22 protein-coding genes and 4 pseudogenes are annotated in these 21,284 nt (G+C 56.4%); 15 read left to right on the top strand and 11 right to left on the bottom strand.

Annotation, left to right across the window (positions count from 1 at the left end; all coding sequences use genetic code 11):
* Nucleotides 1-775: 775 nt before the first annotated feature.
* The 8 genes from C4J88_RS13300 to C4J88_RS13265 all read left to right on the top strand — a co-directional run bounded on the left by C4J88_RS13300 (nucleotide 776) and on the right by C4J88_RS13265 (nucleotide 7,196).
* The gene (locus C4J88_RS13300; RefSeq protein ID WP_124367015.1) at nucleotides 776-1,306 is read left to right on the top strand and encodes a DJ-1/PfpI family protein; all 531 of its coding nucleotides are present in this window, start codon (nucleotides 776-778) and stop codon (nucleotides 1,304-1,306) included.
* A gap of 53 nt (nucleotides 1,307-1,359) precedes the next feature.
* Nucleotides 1,360-2,112, top strand: coding sequence for an SDR family oxidoreductase (locus C4J88_RS13295; RefSeq protein WP_124367014.1), 753 nt, complete (start codon nucleotides 1,360-1,362; stop codon nucleotides 2,110-2,112).
* A gap of 244 nt (nucleotides 2,113-2,356) precedes the next feature.
* Nucleotides 2,357-3,373: an alpha/beta hydrolase gene (locus tag C4J88_RS13290; protein WP_124407177.1), complete on the top strand. Its 1,017-nt coding sequence runs from the start codon at nucleotides 2,357-2,359 to the stop codon at nucleotides 3,371-3,373.
* 117 nt (nucleotides 3,374-3,490) lie between these two features.
* A complete protein-coding gene (locus tag C4J88_RS13285; RefSeq protein ID WP_164487534.1) occupies nucleotides 3,491-4,339 on the top strand; it encodes an alpha/beta fold hydrolase in 849 nt (282 codons plus the stop codon).
* Between the two features lie 60 nt (nucleotides 4,340-4,399).
* On the top strand, nucleotides 4,400-5,605 hold the full coding sequence (locus tag C4J88_RS13280; RefSeq protein WP_124407176.1) for a mechanosensitive ion channel family protein: 1,206 nt from the start codon (nucleotides 4,400-4,402) through the stop codon (nucleotides 5,603-5,605).
* Nucleotides 5,511-5,822, top strand: coding sequence for a cyclic nucleotide-binding domain-containing protein (locus C4J88_RS28080; RefSeq protein ID WP_372238006.1), 312 nt, complete (start codon nucleotides 5,511-5,513; stop codon nucleotides 5,820-5,822). Before C4J88_RS13280 ends, C4J88_RS28080 begins: the two co-directional genes overlap by 95 nt.
* A 90-nt stretch (nucleotides 5,823-5,912) precedes the next feature.
* Nucleotides 5,913-6,560, top strand: a complete 648-nt coding sequence (locus C4J88_RS13270; protein ID WP_124367011.1) for a hypothetical protein — start codon at nucleotides 5,913-5,915, stop codon at nucleotides 6,558-6,560.
* A 69-nt stretch (nucleotides 6,561-6,629) separates the two neighbouring features.
* Nucleotides 6,630-7,196 (top strand): thioredoxin domain-containing protein, encoded by a 567-nt coding sequence (locus C4J88_RS13265; protein ID WP_164487657.1) that lies wholly within the window; start codon nucleotides 6,630-6,632, stop codon nucleotides 7,194-7,196.
* 21 nt (nucleotides 7,197-7,217) lie between these two features.
* Here C4J88_RS13265 and C4J88_RS13260 read toward each other — a convergent pair whose 3' ends face one another.
* Nucleotides 7,218-8,174, bottom strand: a complete 957-nt coding sequence (locus C4J88_RS13260; protein WP_124407175.1) for a LysR family transcriptional regulator — start codon at nucleotides 8,172-8,174, stop codon at nucleotides 7,218-7,220.
* 162 nt (nucleotides 8,175-8,336) lie between these two features.
* Here C4J88_RS13260 and C4J88_RS27725 point away from each other — a divergent pair.
* The 3 genes and pseudogenes from C4J88_RS27725 to C4J88_RS13250 all read left to right on the top strand — a co-directional run.
* Nucleotides 8,337-8,651: pseudogene (locus C4J88_RS27725) on the top strand (SDR family NAD(P)-dependent oxidoreductase); the annotation flags it as partial.
* A 118-nt stretch (nucleotides 8,652-8,769) separates the two neighbouring features.
* Nucleotides 8,770-9,033, top strand: a complete 264-nt coding sequence (locus C4J88_RS27720) for an SDR family oxidoreductase (protein ID WP_256659116.1) — start codon at nucleotides 8,770-8,772, stop codon at nucleotides 9,031-9,033.
* A gap of 34 nt (nucleotides 9,034-9,067) precedes the next feature.
* Nucleotides 9,068-10,156, top strand: a complete 1,089-nt coding sequence (locus tag C4J88_RS13250; RefSeq protein WP_124407174.1) for an alkene reductase — start codon at nucleotides 9,068-9,070, stop codon at nucleotides 10,154-10,156.
* A gap of 38 nt (nucleotides 10,157-10,194) precedes the next feature.
* Here C4J88_RS13250 and C4J88_RS13245 read toward each other — a convergent pair whose 3' ends face one another.
* The 4 genes and pseudogenes from C4J88_RS13245 to C4J88_RS13230 form a co-directional block, all read right to left on the bottom strand.
* Nucleotides 10,195-11,103, bottom strand: a complete 909-nt coding sequence (locus C4J88_RS13245) for a LysR family transcriptional regulator (RefSeq protein WP_124367008.1) — start codon at nucleotides 11,101-11,103, stop codon at nucleotides 10,195-10,197.
* 269 nt (nucleotides 11,104-11,372) lie between these two features.
* Nucleotides 11,373-11,843, bottom strand: a pseudogene (locus C4J88_RS13240) (Rrf2 family transcriptional regulator); the annotation flags it as partial.
* 64 nt (nucleotides 11,844-11,907) lie between these two features.
* The gene (locus C4J88_RS13235) at nucleotides 11,908-12,156 is read right to left on the bottom strand and encodes a hypothetical protein (RefSeq protein WP_124407173.1); all 249 of its coding nucleotides are present in this window, start codon (nucleotides 12,154-12,156) and stop codon (nucleotides 11,908-11,910) included.
* Between the two features lie 115 nt (nucleotides 12,157-12,271).
* Nucleotides 12,272-12,710 (bottom strand): annotated as a pseudogene (locus C4J88_RS13230) (adenylate kinase).
* Between the two features lie 144 nt (nucleotides 12,711-12,854).
* Between C4J88_RS13230 and C4J88_RS13225 the strand changes: the two are divergent.
* Entirely contained in the window at nucleotides 12,855-14,714 is a 1,860-nt protein-coding gene (locus C4J88_RS13225; protein ID WP_124407172.1) for an ABC transporter ATP-binding protein, read from the top strand.
* Between the two features lie 46 nt (nucleotides 14,715-14,760).
* On the opposite strand, the gene C4J88_RS13220 is transcribed toward C4J88_RS13225, so the two are convergent.
* The 4 genes from C4J88_RS13220 to C4J88_RS13205 form a co-directional block, all read right to left on the bottom strand.
* The gene (locus C4J88_RS13220; RefSeq protein WP_124404142.1) at nucleotides 14,761-15,054 is read right to left on the bottom strand and encodes an antibiotic biosynthesis monooxygenase; all 294 of its coding nucleotides are present in this window, start codon (nucleotides 15,052-15,054) and stop codon (nucleotides 14,761-14,763) included.
* Between the two features lie 42 nt (nucleotides 15,055-15,096).
* A complete protein-coding gene (locus tag C4J88_RS13215; RefSeq protein WP_124407171.1) occupies nucleotides 15,097-16,071 on the bottom strand; it encodes a zinc-dependent alcohol dehydrogenase family protein in 975 nt (324 codons plus the stop codon).
* 63 nt (nucleotides 16,072-16,134) lie between these two features.
* Nucleotides 16,135-16,437: a helix-turn-helix transcriptional regulator gene (locus C4J88_RS13210; protein ID WP_101209484.1), complete on the bottom strand. Its 303-nt coding sequence runs from the start codon at nucleotides 16,435-16,437 to the stop codon at nucleotides 16,135-16,137.
* A gap of 168 nt (nucleotides 16,438-16,605) precedes the next feature.
* Entirely contained in the window at nucleotides 16,606-17,259 is a 654-nt protein-coding gene (locus C4J88_RS13205; protein ID WP_124407170.1) for a hydrolase, read from the bottom strand.
* Nucleotides 17,260-17,411: 152 nt separating this feature from the next.
* Between C4J88_RS13205 and C4J88_RS13200 the strand changes: the two genes are divergently transcribed.
* The 3 genes and pseudogenes from C4J88_RS13200 to C4J88_RS13190 all read left to right on the top strand — a co-directional run bounded on the left by C4J88_RS13200 (nucleotide 17,412) and on the right by C4J88_RS13190 (nucleotide 19,512).
* The gene (locus tag C4J88_RS13200) at nucleotides 17,412-18,308 is read left to right on the top strand and encodes a LysR family transcriptional regulator (RefSeq protein ID WP_124407169.1); all 897 of its coding nucleotides are present in this window, start codon (nucleotides 17,412-17,414) and stop codon (nucleotides 18,306-18,308) included.
* 67 nt (nucleotides 18,309-18,375) lie between these two features.
* Nucleotides 18,376-18,506 (top strand): annotated as a pseudogene (locus C4J88_RS13195) (AraC family transcriptional regulator N-terminal domain-containing protein); the annotation flags it as partial.
* Nucleotides 18,507-18,576: 70 nt separating this feature from the next.
* Complete coding sequence (locus C4J88_RS13190; RefSeq protein ID WP_124407168.1) at nucleotides 18,577-19,512, top strand: DMT family transporter; 936 nt, start codon at nucleotides 18,577-18,579, stop codon at nucleotides 19,510-19,512.
* 160 nt (nucleotides 19,513-19,672) lie between these two features.
* Here C4J88_RS13190 and C4J88_RS13185 read toward each other — a convergent pair whose 3' ends face one another.
* Nucleotides 19,673-20,284 (bottom strand): glutathione S-transferase family protein, encoded by a 612-nt coding sequence (locus C4J88_RS13185; RefSeq protein ID WP_124407167.1) that lies wholly within the window; start codon nucleotides 20,282-20,284, stop codon nucleotides 19,673-19,675.
* Between the two features lie 72 nt (nucleotides 20,285-20,356).
* Nucleotides 20,357-21,277, bottom strand: a complete 921-nt coding sequence (locus C4J88_RS13180) for a substrate-binding domain-containing protein (RefSeq protein WP_124407166.1) — start codon at nucleotides 21,275-21,277, stop codon at nucleotides 20,357-20,359.
* Nucleotides 21,278-21,284 lie beyond the last annotated feature (7 nt).

The raw sequence follows: 21,284 nt of genomic DNA, 5'->3' as shown, positions 1-21,284 counted from the left end.
GGCCGCGATAAGGTTGATAACGCTTTTCGAAGCTCATTACTTTTATTCTCCCGCATGTAGGACGCTCAGACGTTCCCCGCCACAAAGCTCAAATCTGCCCCTCGCTGCAACAGATCAATGCGGCATGTTGCTGAATAAGGCAATTGAAAAGAACTTGAATCTGTTCACTACAGTAATGACGATCACGGTCTTCCTCGTCAGTCCATACACCCATAATCGACCATTGGAATGCACTATGTGTCCAATAGCTTAATCCGTAATTAACGCACCCAGGCAACGATGCGAGGCGATCGAGGGCATTTTGTAGTTCAGGGCAAGGCCGAGGTGGACAGGCATGGAACTGCACCCGGATTTGATTATAGCTTACGAACACCTGCAGCTTTTCCGATGGCTCGCTCATTCAACACCTCACGGATTTCCTTAACATGTTCAATTGACGACATGCCGCCTTAGAAGGGTCACCGTGCAGATTGATCAACGAGCAAACCCTTTGCAGTTGGATCATATTTCCAAGCAGCGAAGAAGAGAACGCACGCCAGCATTTAGGACTTAAATGAATTTAGTGCTAATGCCGCTACGCCTTTAAAACTCTGGGCTGCACGCATTTACATCGCAAGAGTTTAGGTGTTAATCCGTAGCGCACCTGTATTTTTAAATGCGACAGGGTGATGCTCACTCCAGAGCTGCAATCGGTGCAGCGGCTACAGGTAACAGCGATAGCCAATATGCACTTTTATACGGCGCCTTTAGTTAGCTGGGTCGTTAGGATACATCTATGAAAAGCTTAGCCATCATTATCCCGCCGAGACGTATAGACGCACCGATGCTCTTATCGTGCCTGGGTGTATGGCGCAAAGAATATAACCTGAAAATTTTCTCCGTCGATGCACGCACTACGCACGGAATGACTTTTGAACACATCAAGACTCAAGATCTGGAAGAGCTGTACAGCGAATGTTTCGATGCCATCGCTGTCATGGGGGGAGCGGGGACTAAAGAGTATTTGTGGAATAACATCAATGTTATCGCTCAACTACAAGAATTCGATAAAGCCCGAAAGTTGGTTGCGGGAATTGGACTTGGCGCAATAGTGCTTGCCCAGGCAGGCATCTTGGTTGGAAAAAAAGCAACCATCAATAACTCCGTCGAATTGGTGATCCAGTTGAGTAGTTATGGCGCGATATTTATGCCCGACGATGTTGTGGCCTTGAAGTGGATCATCACTGGCAATGGAAAAGACGTTGAAGCCTTTGCACAGGCCGTATCGAACTGGCTCCGAACGTCCCTCCGGCAGACCATCCAGTAGCGTCGGGCAAGACTTCAAAAATACACCACCGCTATCAGCATGAGGATTAAGACATGAACTCCATTACTTCCGCGCAGGACGCCTTAACCGGTGATTTAGCAGGCAAAAACATTGTTGTCTTTGGGGGGACCTCCGGAATTGGCCTGGCTGTCGCGATTCAGGCCAAGGGCCGGGGTGCAAAGGTCATTGTTCTGGGTTCAGATCCGCAACGCGCAGAGCAGGCCGCCAACACCCATGAGCTGGACGGCTGGCGTGCGGCCGATATCACCAAGCCCGAACAGATCCATGCCGCGCTGGCAGACATACAGCAGGTTGACCATTTGGTGCTGTTGGCAGGGACCTTCGTCGCCGGCAAAGTCCTCGAAGCGGACATCCCGTACTTGCAGCGCGCTTTTGATGAGCGGATCTGGGCGTCGGTACATGCCTTGCGGGCTCTCGGCGATCGCCTTTCCAAAAAGGGCTCGGTGACTTTGATTTCAGGTGCGTTGGCAGATCGGCCAAACGCTTACGGCACCGCGGTGCTCGCCGCTGCATCGGCTGCCATGGAGGCATTGGCCCGTGGCCTTGCTCTGGAACTTGCACCTATCCGGGTCAACACCCTTTCTCCGGGGCCCATCAACACGCCGATCCTTGCGAAAGCCTTGGGCGATGCGCGCGACGGTTATGTCGCCGCGCTGGAGCAAACCCTGCCACTGCATCGCCTCGGCACGGCGGACGAAGCGGGTGCAGCCGTGGTGTTTCTGATGAGCAACGGCTTCATGAACGGCGCCACGATCAATATCGATGGAGGTTCGCGGCTGGTTTGACGTCGAGACACCTCACGCGCTGCGTCGACTGACGTGGCCATGTCTTATTAAAAGGGAAACCATGATGAGCAACGTCGTTCTTGTGACCGGAGCATTAAGCGGGATTGGTCGAGCCGCCTGCCTCGCATTCGCCCGCAACGGTTATCTAGCCCAATAACCCCCCCATACGAGGCTGACCGGATGACATCGATAGTCGCCCTCGTTCTTACACGCTTCATACAAACCAATGGCTTCAGGAGGCAACATGAAACACGTCGTGAAAGCAGTGCCAGCGATGATCGCCCTATCGGTCGGGTCCGCAATGGCCGCCGGCAATCCAATACCGGAACATCAAACCCAAGCCTTTCTGAATGCGTTGGCGGCGGGTGGCGGCAAGCCGCTCGAGCAATTGAGTCCAACAGAAGCCCGCGCGGTGCTGACGGGCGCGCAAAACTCGGTAAAGGTTGATCTATCGGGCGTTGAGGTGAGTGACAAGACCATTACCGCCGATGGCAAGACGATCAAGCTGACGGTGGTTCGGCCTGAAAAAGCCAAAGGCGAGCTTCCAGTCTTCATGTTCTTTCATGGTGGCGGCTGGGTCCTGGGGGATTATCCCACCCATGCGCGCCTGATTCGCGACCTTGTCGTCTCCTCCGGTGCGGTCGCGGTGTACGTCGATTACACACCATCCCCTGAGGCCCATTATCCCACCGCCATTAACCAGGCTTACGCGGCCACCAAGTGGGTGGCGGAAAACGGTAAACAGATCAACGTGGATGGCAAGCGCCTGGCGGTGGCCGGTAACAGTGTCGGCGGCAACATGGCCGCTGTCGTGAGCCTGATGGCTAAAGAAAAAGCCACTCCGAAAATTCGATTTCAGCTGCTCCTCTGGCCGGTCACGGACTCCAACTTCGAGACGGACACCTACAAGCAGTTCGCTGAAGGCCACTTCCTGACCAGGAACATGATGACCTGGTTCTGGGACAGTTACACAACCGACCTGAAAGCCAGGGCGCAAATTCATGCCTCCCCGCTCAAGGCCAGCATCGATCAGTTGAAAGGACTTCCACCTGCCCTCGTACAAACTGCGGGGCTGGACGTGTTGCGCGATGAAGGCGAAGCCTACGCGCAGAAGCTGGACGCGGCCGGGGTCGATGTCACGGCGGTTCGCTACAACGGCATGATCCATGACTATGGCCTGCTGAACCCGTTGAGCCAGGTACCGGAAGTCAAGGCGGCCATGAGGCAGGCGGGCACAGAACTCAAGGCTCACCTTAACTAAGCAAGCCTTGCGCATGCCGTTCACCCGGCCGGGTCCGGCATGCATCACATTGCACACCCGCCTTACGCTCCCGGGCTCGAAAGGCCCGGGTCAGACGGGACAAAAAAGGCACTCGCCATGACCAACCTGACGCACAAACGCGCCACCGTTAACGGTGTTCGACTCAACTACGTGGTTGCCGGGAAAGGCCCCGTGGTCCTCTGTATGCACGGCTGGCCACAAAATCATCGAGAGTTCATGCCGGTCATCGACAGGCTCGCAGAACATTACACGTTCATCGCCCCCGACCTCCGCGGCTTCGCCGACAGCGATAAGCCGTATCAAGGTTACGACCCCATCAATATCGCTAAAGACATGCTCGGTCTGCTGGAGGTTGAACAGGCTCATACATTCCACATCCTCAGCCATGACCTGGGAGGTCCGCCTTCGGTTGCCCTGGCCTACCTGGCGGCTGAACGCGCTTTGTCGTTGGCCACTATCGAAACACCTTTTTTTGGCCTGGATTTTCCAGGTTATGTCGATCCGCGGGTGCCCTACTGGCATCTGAGCATGCACATGAACATGGACATCAGCCGTGCCCTTATTGAAGGTCGGGAGGATATGTACCTGCGGCACTTCTTCAGAGATTTTGCCTACAACCCGACGGCAATGCCCGAGAACGACATCGACTATTACGTCATGCAGATGCGCCAACCGGGCAACCTGCGTGCCAGCCTGAATCACTATGGCTCTATCCCGCAAATGGCGGAGCAGACCGCGCAACTGACCAAGGGGAAGCTAAAGATCCCAGTGTTGGCCTGGGGTGGCGAAGTGTCATTTGGCGACCATTGTTTTACCTCGGCAAAACACATCGCGCTGTCGGCAAAAGGTGGTGTCATCGCGCAGTGCGGACATTGGGTATTTGAGGAAAAGCCTGAATTCATCAGTGCTGAACTCCACCAGTTCTGGCGTGGCGTCGCCATTTGATCGCCTGTTCCGCCGCTTGTGGGAAAGCACGAATGCACCAGACTCCGGGAGGGTCACATCGTGACACTTGAATGGCTGTGCGCCCTCCTCGGGGCGATATTAATCGCCGATATTATTGGTTGGTGGATTGTTCCCCGAAGGCTGCAGGGGTTGCGCGTGGGCATTAATATTTGTCTCTACGCCTGTTACAGCGCTGCCATCTTTCTGTCCGGCAACTCCCCCTTGCAACCCGTGCGCGATCCTGACTCTGGTTCCTGGCAGTTGGCTGCAACACTGCTGGTACTCGTCTGGTGGTTTTTAAGCGCGCGGATGCTGACGGAGTTGCTCGGCGCAATCCTGATATCCAGAACTGAGGGAGGCGGTCGCTTGCTCAGGGAAGTGCTCGGCGCTCTGATTTTTCTGGTCGCCACCGTCGCAGCGGCAGCCTACGTACTGGAACTTCCCGTCAAAGGATTGCTCGCCACTTCTGGCGCGTTGGCCATTATCGTCGGCCTGGCTTTGCAAAGCACACTCAGCGATGTATTCAGCGGGATTGTCCTGAATGCCACTCGCCCTTATCAAGTGGGCGACTGGATTCAAATCGATGGCATGGAAGGCAGGGTCACCGACATCGATTGGCGCGCCACATTGTTGCTGACCTCGCAAGGCAGCACCGTCGTCATACCCAATTCGGTGGCGGCGAAAACCAAAATACAAAACATGAGCAGGCCCCAAGATCAACACGGGGTGACGATAAGCCTGCACCTGCCTCTGCGATTTCGACCCGAACGCGTCCAGGAAATACTCGAGCAGGCGCTGCTGGGTTATTCAGCGCTACTGCCAGTTCCTGCGCCCAAGGTCATCCTCAAAAACATAACGGAAGGCTTATTGGAGTATGAGGTCATCGGTTTTGTAGGCACGCCTGCCGAAAAAATTGCAGCACGTAATCGCCTTTACGACATTGCTTACAGGCATCTACGCGCATCCGGCGTTGATATCGCCAATTCTGCTGAAATCCCGGTGGCCGGTATCACTCGCTTTGTGCTGGACGACGTGCGCATTTTCGCAAGTTTCACTTCAGAGGATAAAGACCGTCTCGCCATGAACCTGCTATCAACCTGGCTGGCAACTGGCGACTTTGTGTTGAAAGCCAACGCAATCAGCGAACACTTGTTGTGTTATCGGCAGTGGAGTGGTGTCCGTCCAGTTGAACGATGGAGCCCATTGGGTCGAAGTCGCGCGGATGGGGCCAGGGGAAGTATTAGGCGAAGAAGGCGTCATGGATAACAAGCCAAACGGCGCGCAATTCATTGCGCTTTCCGCCGTGAAAGTACTTCAACTGCATCGGGATGAAGTACGTCGGTGTATGGGTGAAAGGTCGCAATTGCGCATGTCCCTCACCCGCCTCCAAATGCTCCGACAGCAACATGCCCGCTCCATTCTTATGCAGAAAGCGCCGACGGCGGTACCTGGAGGGTTTCTGAAATGGCTAAGGCACCACTGATCGGCTTCGAGCCTAAAAATCCATAAATTCGGGCAAACAACTGCTTTCAAATCGTCAGCAGCATCACGCCTGAACTTTAACGAGATCGACATGATAAAACACGCATCCTGGCCGCTACTCACGGAGCTGCCCAAAAATACCATCACTCCGACTGAATATAACTACGAGCAATTGGAACGTAATGATATTGACCTTCTATGCGCGCTTATCAAATCGTGGTATCCGGACATCCGTGTCGGATCTGGCAAAAAGTATATTGAGCCACGATTCTATGAGACAAAGGTTTACTTTTCGGGTGAAAAGGCGAAGGACGTTATCGTTTACATCGGTCGACACGGCGAGGAAATTGTCTGCGCGTTGTGCCTGGAAGTGGATCGAGACGCGCTGACTCTCCATAGCCGCTATGGTGTGTGCGCTCCGGCGCATCGGGGCACGGGGGCTACGCTTTTTGCGGCTTATATCGTGGATGCGCTGGCTCAAGCGATGGGTATCGCAATGGCTTTTTCATACGTCACGATGAAGTCGAAAGCCATGCAACAGTTCACTGAGCGTGCGGGGTTCGAACCTGTAGGTATCCTTCGATTTTCCGATGTCGAACTGGATGAAAACGGCGAGGTCCGGCACGTAACTGAAGCGATTTACGCCAAATATTTCAAAGAAGTCATAACACTTCAGAGCGTGTCTGAAACCAATATGACACTCAAGTTAAAACGGCTCTGGGATGTGCTCTATGCCTGAGTGTACTCAGGCTATTTTGTCTCCCGCAGGGGCCCCTCACTTCGTTCTGATTCACTGAAAGGTACTTTTATGCAAAAACCTGAAAACGACCGGCCAGTGAAAGTGGATACGCTTTCGTGGGGTCAGGGCCCTCACCTGTTTGAAGTTTTTCTCGAGCCCACCTGCCCCTATTCCGTCAAGGCGTTCCTCAAGCTCGATGCGCTCCTCGCAGAGGCTGGCGAAGACCGGATCACGTTGATCATTCGCCTGCAGTCCCAGCCCTGGCATATGTTTTCAGGCGTCATCATCCGGTGCATCCTTGCCGCAGCGACGCTTGAGGGCGGCAAAGAAAATGCCAAGAATGTCATGGCCGCTGTCGCAGCGCACCGGAGGGAATTCGAATTCGACAATCACGCTGAAGGCCCCAATCTGGACGTAACGCCCAGAGACATCATTAAGCGCCTCGAGCATTACAGTGGCATCAAACTGGCAGAGGCCTTCGCAATTCCAACCCTGGATCAGGCCATCAAATGGCAGTGCAAGTATGCTCGACAAAACGGCGTCCACGTTTCGCCCACGTTCATGATCAACGGGATTATCCGGCCGAACATGAGCAGTGGTGACTCGGTGTCCTCCTGGATCGAGCAACTCAACTGAGCGCTGCGCTGTCGAACGTCGTTAGCGCTGAGCATTACCCGCCGATTCGACTATCACATCCCAAGGGGCCGGTACCGGGAACACTTCTTGTAGGAAGTCTACAAATACCTTCACGTTTGGATTGCCTCTGCGGCTTTCGGGCCAGAGAGCGGTGATGACGAACCTGTCTACCGCATATTCGGGAAACACCGGTACCAACTCACCCCTCAGCACATAAGGCGCGGCAACATAAGTCGGAGAGATACCAATACCGCCGCCTGCGGCGAGCGTCATCGCGACCGCGTCGCTCACATCAATGGTCATGGTGGCGTCGGGAGTGATCTCGACAACGCGCTCCCCCACCTGGAAGGGCCAGCGTAGCGCCTGTCCCGAACTCTGATAACGGAAATTGATGCAATCATGATTGACCAGATCATCGATGTTGCGCGGTTTGCCCTTTCTGGCGAGATAGCCGGGCGATGCGAAGGTGCAGATTCGATGTGGGCCGAGAGGCTTGGAAACCAGCCTGGAGTCAGCCAGGTTGCCGACCCTGATGGCGACATCTATCCCCTGCTCGATAATGTCGGCGAATTGATCGCCAAGCCGCAGGTCCACCGCCAGTTTCGGGTAACGCTCACGGAACGCCGGGAGCGCAGGAGCAAGAATGTTGACGCCGATGGGAAGCGGCGCAGTTACTTTCAGAGTGCCTGACGGCTCGCCTCTCGACGCTACCGCAGTCTGCTCAATGTCCTCGATTTCCCGGATCACCCGCAATGCACGCTCGTACAGTTCACGTCCCTCGGGAGTCAGGGTCAGCGAGCGGGTGGTGCGACTGAAGAGGCGCAGACCTAAATGCTCTTCCAGGCGCTGAACGCTTTTGCTGACGGCCGAGGGAGACACGGAGAGATCCCGTGCAGCGGCTGTATAGCTGCCCAGCGAGGCCGTGCGAGCAAAGGCAATAAGACCTGTCAGGCGGTCCAATCCAATTTGTGCTTTCATGGCACAATAGTAACCACTTGAAACCCTATTATCAACTTTGAAGGTTACGCATACGCTGTCCTCACAGCATCAATTCGATGCCTTGAGGAGCCAACAGTGATGATCGACATTTCCAACCCAAGCCATAGCAACGTACGCCCACACACCCTTCTGGATTGAACCGTGGTAGTCGTCGGCGGCACATCTGGTATCGGCCTTTCAGCTGCAATTCAGGCCAAGGCGTCTGGTGCAAAGGTCTTCGTGATCGGCTCCAACCCAGACCGGGCACAGCAAGCCGCCAATACCCACGAGCTGGATGGCTGGCGTGCCGCTGATGTCACTAAGCCCGAACAAATCCAGGCCGCTCTGGCCGATATCCCAAAGGTTGATCACCTGGTGCTGCTGGCCGGTACGTTCGTCGCCGGCAAAGTGCTCGAAGCGGATGTGGCGTATTTGCAACGCGCTTTCGACGAGCGAATCTGGGCCTCGGTATATGCCTTGAGAGCGCTTGGCAATCGCCTTTCCAAAGACGGCTCCGTCACCTTTATTTCCGGTGCGCTTGCAGATAGACCCAAATGCGCACGGCACGGCGGTGCTCGCCGCTGCATCAGCTGCCATGGAAGCATTCGCCCGCAGCCTGGCCCTCGAATTGGCGCCTATCCGGGTCAACACCCTGTCTCCAGGCCCTATCGATACGCCGATCCTCGCGAAAGCCATGGGCGATGCGCGCGATGGCTTTCTCGCTGCACTGGAGAAAACCTTGCCTCTGCACCGCCTGGGCACTGCCGACGAAGCGGCCGCGGCGGTGGTTTTCCTGATGAGCAACGGCTTCATGAACGGCGCCACGATCAACGTCGATGGTGGCGCACGCCTGGTTTAAACCTGACATTTTCGTCAACACAAAGGAGATCCACATGGCCACACTGTTCGAGTCCCTGCGTCTGGGCGCCATGACATTACCTAACCGCATCATCATGGCCCCAATGACTCGGGCCAGAGGAACGCAGAATCACGTCCCTACCCCCATCATGGTTGACTACTATGCTCAACGTGCGACGGCGGGGCTTATCATCAGCGAGGCGATCGGCATCAGCCAGCAAGGCCTGGGATGGGCCTATGCAACCGGTATCTGGTCCGCTGAGCAAATTGCCGGCTGGCGATTGATTACCGACGCTGTGCACGCTGGCGGTGGTCGAATAATTGCTCAACTGTGGCACATGGGCCGGGTGGTACATCCCAGCTTCCTTGACGGCGCACAACCCATAGGTCCCTCGGTGACGACAGCACCTGGACTGGCCCATACCTACGCGGGGAAACAACCCTACTCCCAGGCTCGAGCACTACCGCTCGAGGAGATCGCGCCACTGATTGCCGATTTCGCCCAGGCAGGCAGGAATGCGTTGCTGGCGGGGTTTGATGGCGTCCAGATTCACGCCGCCAACGGATACCTGATCGATCAGTTTTTACGCGACAGCGGCAACTTTCGCACCGACGCCTATGGAGGCTCAATTGAGAACAGGGTCAGGCTGCTCAAGGAAGTGACGCAAGCGGTCGCGGGAGTCGTTGGAGCAGATCGGACGGGTGTTCGGTTAACCCCCAGCAGTCATGACCAGGGCGTGAGGGACAGTAATCCTGTGCCTTTGTTTACCCACGCCGCTGAAGTGTTATCCGAGATCGGTATTGCCCATCTCGAGCTTCGCGAGCCGCCGGCTGACGGGAGTTTTGGCGTCTCGGAATACCCTCCAAGCGCAGCCATCATTCGTAATGCCTTCAAAGGCACGCTTATCCTCAACTCAGATTACGATTCGGCTCGTGCCGAGGCGGTTGTGGAAGCGGGTATTGCCGACGCCGTGGCGTTCGGACGTCCATTTATCGCCAATCCCCAGCTGCCAGAGGTACTTCGCCGTCGCTTGTCGCTGAGGCAAGAGGATCGTTCGACGTGGTTCAGCCAAGGGAAGGAAGGGTACACCGACTATCCCGGGCTTTCTGTCCAGCTAGATTGAAGCAGATAGGTGTTGGCACAATAACGTCTGGCGCACGCCTAGGCGTGCGTCATCAACAGCGATTCACACTTATCTTTCAAGTACGCGTAAAGCAAACGAATCGCCGGGGTAAACTGTTTCCTGTGCGGGCAAACGAAACTCAAAGGGTAAAGCTCACCTGGAACCTCAGGTAGTAATACCTCCAAGTGACCGGCACTGACATCTTCACAAACGTCCATCCATGATTTGTACAAAATTCCCTCCCCCGCGATGGCGCATCGTCGAATGACGTCTGCGTCATCGCTTAGAACAGGGCCGTTTACAATAACGAAGTCGCTCTCCGGCAACTTGGGAAATATCCATCTGTCGTAGAGTTTTCCATTCATATGGAAACGAAGACACGCATGAGTCTTAAGATCTTCCACGGACTTGGGCCGCCCGTGCAGCGCTATATAAGCCGGCGATGCAGCCAGTACACGGCGATTGCCAGGCACTAAGGGCAAAGAGATAAAGTCGGCGTTTTGTACCGTGCCATACCTGACGGCTACATCTATCGGATCGCGAAAGATGTCCGAGACGCTATCGGACAACATCACACGAAGCACCAGACCAGGGTTGTCTCGACGAAAATCGATCAGCCAGGGAAGCAACACATTTCTCCCGAAATCTGAGGCACTGGCGATCTGCAAGACGCCATGGAGTTTACGATCGTCCTGTTGTAACCCGGCTCGCCCCTCACTGAGCGTATTCAAAACCTCCCGAGCGTAAGGCAGATAACGTTCGCCTTCGGCTGTTAGGCGCAAACTTCGTGTTGATCTCGCAAACAGGCGCGTATCAAGTTCACACTCCAAGCGCTTGATAGCGGCGCTGATTTGAGCAGGAAAGAGATCCATTTCCCTAGCTACGACGGAGAAACTGTCAACGGTTGCCACACGCACAAAAATGGCTAGGTCATTAAATCTGATCATTACTGCGCTCTCTTAATATGAAACCCATAGACATTTAATTAAAAGGCCATATAAGACGGCAGAAGAAAAATAGGCATTCCACGTGAGGCATAATTTTTTGATCATTTCCCTGAATCAATTCATGTGCATTAACCGCATACCCGAGGCTGCGTACTACATCGTCACCGCCTGAACGCGCATTCCACCTCTGGACGCCAAACGCTTTGCAGGGTTGATCAACAGTGGTCGAGCGCTACTTGAAGAATAACTCTCATCCTTCAATCACATGCTTAGGCGTCTAAATTAGGGGTTTCGGGGAGCCAGGGAAATGCGATCAGATGGAATTTCAGACATGCCGCGGCGGCACAAATGGGCTTGGTCACCGGTCCTGCCCGCCGCAGACGCTGTAAACTATCAATCAACAATGCCTGCGCCGCGTCAAACGCTTCCGTCAGCGCGGCATTCACCGCTTGTTCGACCAGGCATTGTGGGTGGTCGGTCGATAAACCGATGGCAAACAGCGAAGACGAGCCCAGCGCCTGATGGATGTCCAGCAGAGTCATTTCTGCCAGCGTCCACCCTCCCCTGTGGGCCTTTTCCGAGCGCACATAACCTTCCTTTTTCAACAGTGCCATGGTCCGCCGAACCACCACCGGATTGGTGCCGAGCATCTGCGCGATGGTGTCGGACGTGGCCGGTTGGTCGTGGCGCGCCATGTGGAACAGCACATGCAGCATGCGCGACCGCCGCGTGTCATTTCTAAAGCAAAAAAGCCCGGCTGATGAGGCCGGGCTTTTCGCCGAGTCTTACGTTGGAACCATGCATTCAGACTGCACGGCGTTCGAGCAGACGTTCTGCGCCACCTTCGGCAACCAGGTTGCCTTTCAAACGATCCGAACCATCCTCTGCGACGGCATCGCTGAACAGCGGATCGGTTTGCGTAGCAGCGGCGACCGCGTCGCTGAACAGACGATCCGAGGCGCCTTCAGCGACCACAGATTGGGCAGCAGTCGCTGCGAAAGCATTCAGCGCGAAGATCGAGAAAGCGATGCCGAGGATGGTTTGGCGTTTCATTATCATGTGCTCCGTGGAGTGGTTTGGAATTGAGCCGATCTTACGCCGCGGTGCTAATATGAGAACTTCATTGAGTTAATGGTTGTTATTGATTCGATTAATGACCGGGTAATTTTTACAGAATCGCTCCGTGTCGCATCCGCACCTCCTGAACCACGCCCGCAACTATCCTCTCAGCACTCTCCACCCCATCAACATGCGACACCGGCGCCTTCTGCCGAGATACCAAAGCCTCGTGCCAAACTCGATTGCGTCCTGAAAAATTGGGGTCGTCGTGCGTCGGCGTCACGACGAATACAATCAGATCGACATGAGCAATCAGCGCTTCTCCCCACCCCATACATGAGCCGCTCAGCACCCAATCTGCGTCAGCGAATTTTTTGCTGGATCAGCGCCACGTGTTCTTCGGCAGGTCGCTTGGTGGTGAAAGGAGGATTGGTCGGCATCCAGAAAAAATCATCGACATCGACATGCCGTACACCGAGCAGCGTTGCGAGGTTTAGCCCCTGTTTGGTGCCGCCCGCACACGAGGCACCTGTGATGTACATCCGCATTTTTTCCTCCGTGAATATAAGCCGATTTTGAGGTCGGCCAGATATCGCATACCTCGCCTCATCGCCGCCCCCAACGTTCGCAAAACCCTCAAAGCATCCGTTCAATGGCAGAATCCCCTCAACTTGATCGTTTTGGAGACCAGCATGCTTCGTGTATTTGAACGAAGACTCGACCCCTTCCCGCCTGACGAAGTGCCACCGCCGCCCGCTGGCCTGGCCCGGTTCCTATGGGCCTGCACGCGCGGCGCTCGCGGTTACATCCTGGCGCTGGCGGTGCTGAGTGCCGGTGTGTCGATCTACGAAGCGTGGCTGTTTTCGTTTCTGGGGCAAATCGTCGACCTGCTCTCGACCTGGCAGGCCGGCGGTGAAGCGGCGGCGCAGGAAAGCCGCGTGTTGTGGGGCATGGGCATTGTCATGGTGACCAGCGTCGGGCTGGTGGCGTTGCGCACGATGTTGCAGCACCAGGTATTGGCGATCAACTTGCCGTTGCGGCTGCGCTGGGATTTCCATCGCCTGATGCTGCGACAAAGCCTCTCGTTTTTTTCCGATGAATTCTCCGGCCGCGTCACCACCAAGGTCATGCAGACTGCGCTGGCCGTGCGCGACGTGCTGTTCACAATGATCGAGATCCTGCCGGGGATCGGCGTGTATTTCATCGCGATCATCGCGCTGGCCGGCGGCTTCGCGCTGAAGCTGATCCTACCCTTCATGGCCTGGTTCGTGTTGTTCGGCTTGGCCATGTGGTATTTCGTGCCGCGTCTGGGCAAAGTCGGCCAGGAGCAGGCCAACGCACGGTCGATGATGACCGGGCGAATTTCGGACGCTTACACCAACATCACCACGGTGAAACTGTTTTCCCACTCCAATCGCGAAGCGCATTTCGCGCGTGCGGCGATGGAGGACTTCAAGCAAACCGGTTTCCGCCAGATGCGCCTGGTCAGCCAGTTCGAGATCGTCAATCAGGCACTGGTAGTGGCGTTGATCATGTCGGCGGGCGGTTATGCGTTGTGGCTCTGGCATGACGGTGCGGTCGGCGCGGGCGCCGTGGCGGCGATCACTGCGATGGCGTTGCGGATCAACGGCATGTCGAACTGGATCATGTGGCAAATGACTTCGCTGTTCGAAAGCATCGGCACCGCCCAGGATGGCATGGCGACGCTGACCCTCGGCACCAAAGTGCAGGACGCGCCGGATGCGGGCACGCTGCGAACCACCGGCGGCGCGGTGGCCTTCAACAATGTCAGCTTCAACTACAACGGCGAGCGCCAAGTACTCAGCGGCCTCAACCTGAACATCCGTCCTGGCGAAAAAATCGGCCTGGTCGGACGCTCCGGTGCGGGTAAATCCACGCTGATCAACCTGCTGCTGCGTTTCTATGACGTCGACAGCGGCGAGATTTGCATCGACGGCCAAAACATCGCAAAAGTGACGCAAGACAGCCTGCGCGCCTCAATCGGCATGGTCACGCAGGATACGTCCCTGCTGCACCGTTCGATCCGCGACAACATTGCCTACGGCCGACCCGACGCGACCGACGAACAAATCCGCAGCGCCGCCGCCAATGCGCAGGCCGACGAGTTCATCAGCCAACTCAGCGACCGCCAAGGTCATAGCGGCTACGACACCTTGGTCGGTGAGCGCGGCATCAAGTTGTCGGGCGGCCAACGCCAGCGCGTGGCAATTGCCCGGGTCATGCTCAAAAACGCCCCGATCCTGTTGCTCGACGAAGCCACCAGCGCGCTGGACTCGGAAGTCGAAGTCGCAATCCAGGAAAGCCTCGATGAGATGATGCAAGGCAAAACCGTAATCGCCATCGCCCATCGACTGTCGACGATTGCCGCCATGGACCGGCTCATCGTGATGGATGACGGGCGCATTATCGAACAGGGAACCCACAGTGAACTGCTGGCGAAGAATGGCGTTTATGCGCGGCTTTGGCAGCACCAGAGCGGTGGTTTTCTGGGCGAGGACAAAGGTGTGATTGAGGCGTTGGATCAGGTGTGAACGGTGGAGTGCGGCGAGCGATGCCGTCCACTGAGCATCGATCCAGTTAGAAAACTGCTCCTTCGATATGGTGGACCTTCGGTTCTTCAGAAAAATAGTCCTCCAGGCCCAGCATGAACATCTGATGGTCATCACTCGCCTCGAAGCCCGGCGAGTGATCTTCAAGTGAAGCCCAGCGCACTATCAGGTTGAAATGCTCGGGGGTTTCGATTCCTTGCGCGAGCAAGTGGCCGCCGTAACCCTTCGCGCGGGTGAGCAACGGCGCGACCTCGGCGAAGGCACTTTTGAATTGTTCAATGCGTTCTTTGTGTACGGGAAGCAGAGCAATTTCATAAATCATGGCATTTCCTCTGAGACGACTTAGACGGCTGAAAATAGGCGCTCAGGAAATAAGCGATGGCTCAACTGCAATCGCGATTTTGCCTTGAAGGCCGTTCTCGGGACTTTCCAACCGAGCATGGGCCAGGCCGATATCGGCCAGCGAATAGACCGCGCCAACGTGTGGGCGCAACTGACCGCGAGCCACCAACGTGCTCAGCTCATCAAGCTTGCCGCGGTTTTGTCGGGTGAAGACGAAGTGATAGCTGGCGTTCTTGCCCCAGGCCTGAACGAGGTTTTGCGGCTGCGCGATGTCGACAATCGAGACCACACGGCCCAGTTGAGCCAGCGCATCCGGGCTGCGCGACAGGGTGTCGCCGCCTATGGTGTCGAACACCACATCCACACCTTGGCCGCCGGTTTCGCGCAGGATGGCGTCGACGTAATCTTCCTTTTTGTAGTCGATAAGCACATCGGCACCCATGCTACGGGCGAACTCAAAGTTTGCTTCGCGCACGGTGGTGAAGACCCGCGCGCCAATGGCTTTTGCGACCTGGATCGCTACATGACCCACGCCTCCCGCGCCGCCGTGTATTAGAATGCTTTCCCCTACCCTGAGCGCCGCTCGCATGGTCAGCGCTTCCCACACCGTGCCGCCAACCAGAGTCAGACTTGCCGCCTCAAGATGGCTCAGCGATGGCGGTTTGTGGCCGATGATGCTTTCGGCCGCAACGTGGTACTCGGCATAACTGCCTGGCCCGTCGAATATTTGCGGGGTGTACCAGACTTCGTCCCCCGGAGCGAAGCCCGTCACCCCCGGCCCGACTTCTTCGACAACGCCCGAAACGTCATGTCCGGTAATCGCCGGCAGTGGCACCAGGTCAGCGTAATCGCCGCGCCGAACCTGAAAATCCAAGGGGTTGATGGAGGTTGCGTATACCCGCACCAAGACCTGTCCCACACCCGGCACTGGCTTGGGTACGTCGCAGAGTTCGAACGATTCCGGGCCGCCAAATGATTTGAGTAGCATCGCTTTCATTTTGAAATCCTCGTATCGACAAAACGGAATATCCAGATATCTCAATATCATGCAGTAAAAAAATTACAGATCTTTCCCGATCAACTCGGCAAGGGCACTGATAGTTGCTTCATTGCGTTTGTAGTACGTCCACTGACCGATGCGCCTGACTTCGACCAGGCCAACTCGTTGCAGGGTTGCCAGATAACCCGACACCGTAGACTGCGACAGCCCGATACCCTCCTGGATACTGCTGACGCAGACACCCACCGTGAAAACGTCACCCTCATCCTGCGCAGGGAAATTGTTCACGGGGTCCTTCAAGCCTTTCAGGATTTGAAGGCGTACCGGATTTGAGAGTGCTTTGAATATTTCGAGTAAGTCCATAGCTCGGATGATATCGAGATTTTCCGATATATCAATACCCGATTTCCCTTCGCGACCGACGGCTCACATGCTGCTGAACAGACCTCTCCAGTTGCTGCGAGAGGAGATGAAGACTCGCCATGTCTGTGGCCAGACATCGATCAACCAGCTCTTCATCCCCCACTCAGATCACCCGGCGGTGGCCGGCACTGGCGCGTTGAGCAACTGCTGCTCCCACAGATACGCAATACCGCTACCGGCAGCATGCTGCAGCAGCACATCGGTCAGCGCACCGGCGGTTTCCTCTCGAGCCCAGTCACGTTGCCACTCTGCAGCGAGAGCGAGCCAAGTCATCATGTTCGCACCCGCCGCAATCATGCGCTGGATCGCCACTTGATGGGCCTCGACCGAAACCGCGCCGGATGCGTCAGTGATCACCGTAACATCCCAACCTTCGCCGAGTGCCTGGATCACCGGCATGGCGACGCAGACTTCGGTCCACAGACCCGCGATAACCAGTTGCTTGCGGCCCGTCGCTTTTACCGCGTCCACCACCTTCTGGTCTTCCCAGGTGTTGATCAGCGTCCGATCAATCACCTCTTGGCCGGGAAAAACATCGAGGATTTGCGGAAAGATGAAACCGCCCCGCTCGCCGATCACGCTGGTCAAGATGGTGGGCACGTTGAACGCCTTGGCAGCCTTCGCCAACGCCGTCGCATTGTTGACCACCATTTGCGGCTCATGGCTGTTCAGATTAGTGAGCTGGAAAGGCTGGTGGTCGATCAGAACGAGTACCGAATCTTCAGGACGAAGAAGCGATGTAAGGCCGTTACGAAAAGTCATTAGTAGATCCCGTGTTGTCGTTATGAATTGGATTGGTAATGAGCGGCATACGCCAGCGCCGACGCTGCCTGCCAACAACACTGTGCTGTTTCGATGCTTAATCCGGTAGTGTTGCCAAGTGTTTGGCTGTGTCGCGAAATGAGGAACACCGTTTGGATATCGAAGAGCTTCAGACATTCGTAGAGGTTGCTGACGCGGGGGGCGTTTCGCCTGCCGCAGCCCGGCTGGGCGTGTCCAAGTCAATCGTCAGTCGCAGGCTGGCGCGATTGGAAGCGCAGCTTGGCGTGCAGTTGCTGACACGCTCGACTCGCGGCGCGGCGCTGACTGAGGCCGGCGCGACCTTTCGCGATTATGCAGCGAGGGTCTGCTCAGAAATGGAGTCAGCCAGGGAAGCGATCCTGCCTGCCGGAGCGCTGCAGGGTCGTTTACGAGTGGCCGCGCCGCTCTCTTTTGGCCCGACTCACTTCGCCCCCGTACTGGCGGAAATGGCCGTGCGGCACCCGCAACTTCAGATCCAGACCTGCTACAGCGACCGCTTCGTTGACCTCATAGCCGAAGGTTACGATTGCGCGATCCGCGTTGGCTACCTTCAGGATTCCAACCTGATCGCAAGACGCATCGGCCCGATCAACGGCAAGCTGGTCGCGAGTCCGGGCTATATCAAGGCTTATGGTTCACCCGAGAAACCTGAGGAGATAGTCGCCCATCAAGCCCTGATGCAAAGCACCGAAGCTTGGCAATTCATGGATGGCGACAAGATCGTCGCCATTCGCCCGCAAGGACGCTTCAAGGCTGACAACGGCATCGCGCTAGTCGCCGCCGCAGTCGCAGGACTCGGGGTCGCGTACCTGCCCGATTGCCTCACGTATGACAGCGTGGCATCCGGCGCACTGGTGCCGATCATGACGCGTTATCCACCACCGCCAGCGGGTGCTTACTTAGTCCGCCCGGCCGGTCAGCATCCTGCGCAGAAGATCCGGGTCTTTGCGCAATTGTTGATCGAGTATTTCGGGAAATCTCCGTATTTTGCGGGAGATGTTGCTGTTTGATTGGGGGAGGTGTTTGAGTGAGTGGCTGCCTGCTGTGCTGAGCGCTTGTTGTTGACCAAGATAGGCCCTGATGGATGCCTGGGTGCGAATGTTGCGATTAATGGGCATCCGGACGCCATCGCAGCCCTGGCCCCGGTTTATGAACGGGAGATCATCTTTCGTGTGCTCCAGGGCCCCCATGGCTGGATGCTGCGGGAAACCATAACTCACTTTAAATGCACTACGAGTTCAACCAGAATCCTCCAGGTCGATCACATCAGGATCCATCATGTCTGCAACCACAACCGTTACCGCCGCTGAAAACCGACAAAGCATACTCATCGTCGTAGGTTCGGTGTTCCTGTTGTCGGTGTCAGACGCTCTTATCAAGGCCACCAGCGCCGAGACATCGATGTGGCAGCTCTACGTGATTCGTTCGCTACTGGCCATTGGCATGCTCGTCGCCTTGTTGATGTACCGCCGCGGCACATTGCAGCAACGGCCGCTTTCCCCTTTGTGGGTAGGCGCAAGAAGCCTGCTGCTTGCCTTGATGTGGATTGCCTTTTACAGCGCACTGCCCTTCATCAGCCTGACCATAGCCGCATTGGCAATCTATACGACACCTTTGTTTATCGCTTTGTTCTCGGCAGTCACCCTGGACGAGCATGTCACACCGCGCAAATGGGTGGCCATTCTGGTGGGGTTCGCCGGGGTGCTGGTCACACTCGCACCGAGTCAGGCTGACTTCAACCTATGGACACTGCTGCCCGTGCTCGCTGCGATTTTATATGCCCTCGCAGCGGTCGTGACCAAGGGCAAGTGCGCCAATGAGGCGCCCATGCACCTGGCCTTGGCGCTGAATATCGTCCTGTTGTTGATGGGAATGGTCGGCAGCATTGTCGTCGCACAGACTGGCCCTCACCTGCCGGCCAACGAGGGCCTGCGATTTCTGGTGGGCGACTGGTCGCCCATGGCGATCAGCGACTGGGGCGTGATGGTGGTGCTGGCGATTCTGATGGTACTGGTCAGTACCGGCATCGCCCGGGCCTATCAAATCGGCGAGACCTCGATCATCGGCGCATTCGATTACACCTATCTGATCTTCGCGATTGCCTGGGGGGCGTTGCTGTTCAATGAAGTGCTCAATGGCCGGACCGCGGCCGGTCTGGCCCTTATCCTGATTTCAGGCTTCATCCTGCTGAACAAGCCCACTGCTACGCGCTGAACGCTTCACATGCACAGGCCTTAACAAGGAGCTGTTTATGCTGGCAGTCGCATTACTCGCTGCGGACATACTGATAAATCTCGTTTACTCATGAAGACGCAAAGCACGCCAACGCGCATGGTCCCTGATAAAGGACTGACCATCAGGCACTCTGGTGCCATCAAACCTGAGGGTAGCGTTTAAACAGCTCGGTGGCTTCCCAGCGTGCCGCATGTGCCTGCAAGGCTGGGAAAGCAGCCGCCCTGACCACATCAGCGACCATCAACTGAATGAACGACCAGGCGACGGCGCTGGTAATGTCAACCTGATCCGGCCGATCTGACACAACCGATTGCCGTCCCGACAATTGCGTATCCCATGCGCGACAAGCCGCCAACAACTGCCCGGTTACCCGCTCCAGCCAGGGCTGGTGGCGTTTTTCCTCTGGTCGCAGCCGGTATTCATAGACTATCTGCACTGCCTTTTCGCAGGCAGCCAATGCCAGCCCCAAGGTCCGTAGCGAATCAGCCAGAGGCAGGGCCTGGTGTGGCATCAATTTTCGCTCAGCCGGGCTCTGCGCCTCGAAGTAGTCGATGATCAGCGTCGAATCCATCAACACGCTGCCGTTATCCAGCACCAAACTAGGTGCCTTCACCACAGGGTTGATAGCAGCGAACGCTTCGAAGTCGCTGAATACCGAAAGTGCGGCGTGCTCGAACGAGACCCCCATCGCCTCCAGCGAAATAGCCACCCGTCGAACATAGGGGGAATCCAGCATGCCTATCAATTTCATCAGGTGATCTCCCTTTGTAATGGGGTCAATACTATTACCGTGCTCGCCCCTTGCACAGACTCACATCGCCCGTCACTCGAACTGCTGACGATTCTCCGGAGTAATCAACTGGAACGGCACCCAGATGATCGGAGCATCCAGCCCTTCGCCACGCGCCAGTCGGACAGCCGCATCAACCGCTCCACTCGCCTGCCCCACGGCATCCTGGAACACACTGACAGCCATCTTTCCATCTGCCATGAGTTTGAGCCCATCCGATGTACCGTCGATGCCGCCTACCCAGTAATCCTTGGCCTGCTTGCCGGCCTTCTCCAGGCCCATGATCGCGCCGATCGCCATTTCGTCGTTATTGGCGGCGACAATCGAAAAATCGACGCCCTGCTTCACCCAGTCCATGACCACCGTGGCGGCCTGGCTACGCTCCCAGTTGGCGACTTTTTTCTGCACGACTTTCATGTCCGGGTACTTGGCGACGACTTTTTCAACGTCCTCGGTGCGCATCAATGAGGACGCATTGGCGGGGTCGCCGACCAGAATCACCACGTTGCCCTTGTAGCCGGCCCGGCGTGCCAACTCTTCCATCTGCAACGTGCCTGACTCCAGTTCATTGGAGCCGACAAACGCAGCGCGCGCGGTGAGCTTTTCGGGCGACGGATTGCGGTTGACGAAGACCAGGGGAATATTCGCTTCGCTGGCCAACTGCATCATCTGCGGCGTGCTTTTGCCGTCGACCACGGCCACGATGATCGCGTCGACTTTGGAATGGATCAGGTTGCGAAACTGCCGCAGCTGCAATTCGGAATTGTCCTGCCCATTCTCCATGAAGATATCGATATCCATCGCCGCCGCCTTTTGCTGAACGCCATTGCGCAGCAACGCCTGGAAATTATCGTCGTATTTGGCCATGGCCACGCCCACCAGCGGCGTAGAGGCTTGGGCCAGGCCTGTGGTTAACAGCGCCGACCCCAGGAAACATCTGAACCATGCTTTCATTTTCTAG

This window comes from Pseudomonas sp. R4-39-08, assembly GCF_003852275.1.
In the GTDB taxonomy this organism is placed as follows: Bacteria; Pseudomonadota; Gammaproteobacteria; order Pseudomonadales; family Pseudomonadaceae; genus Aquipseudomonas.
Note: the sequence above shows the minus strand (reverse complement) of the source record. Positions and strands in the feature narration are given on the sequence as shown.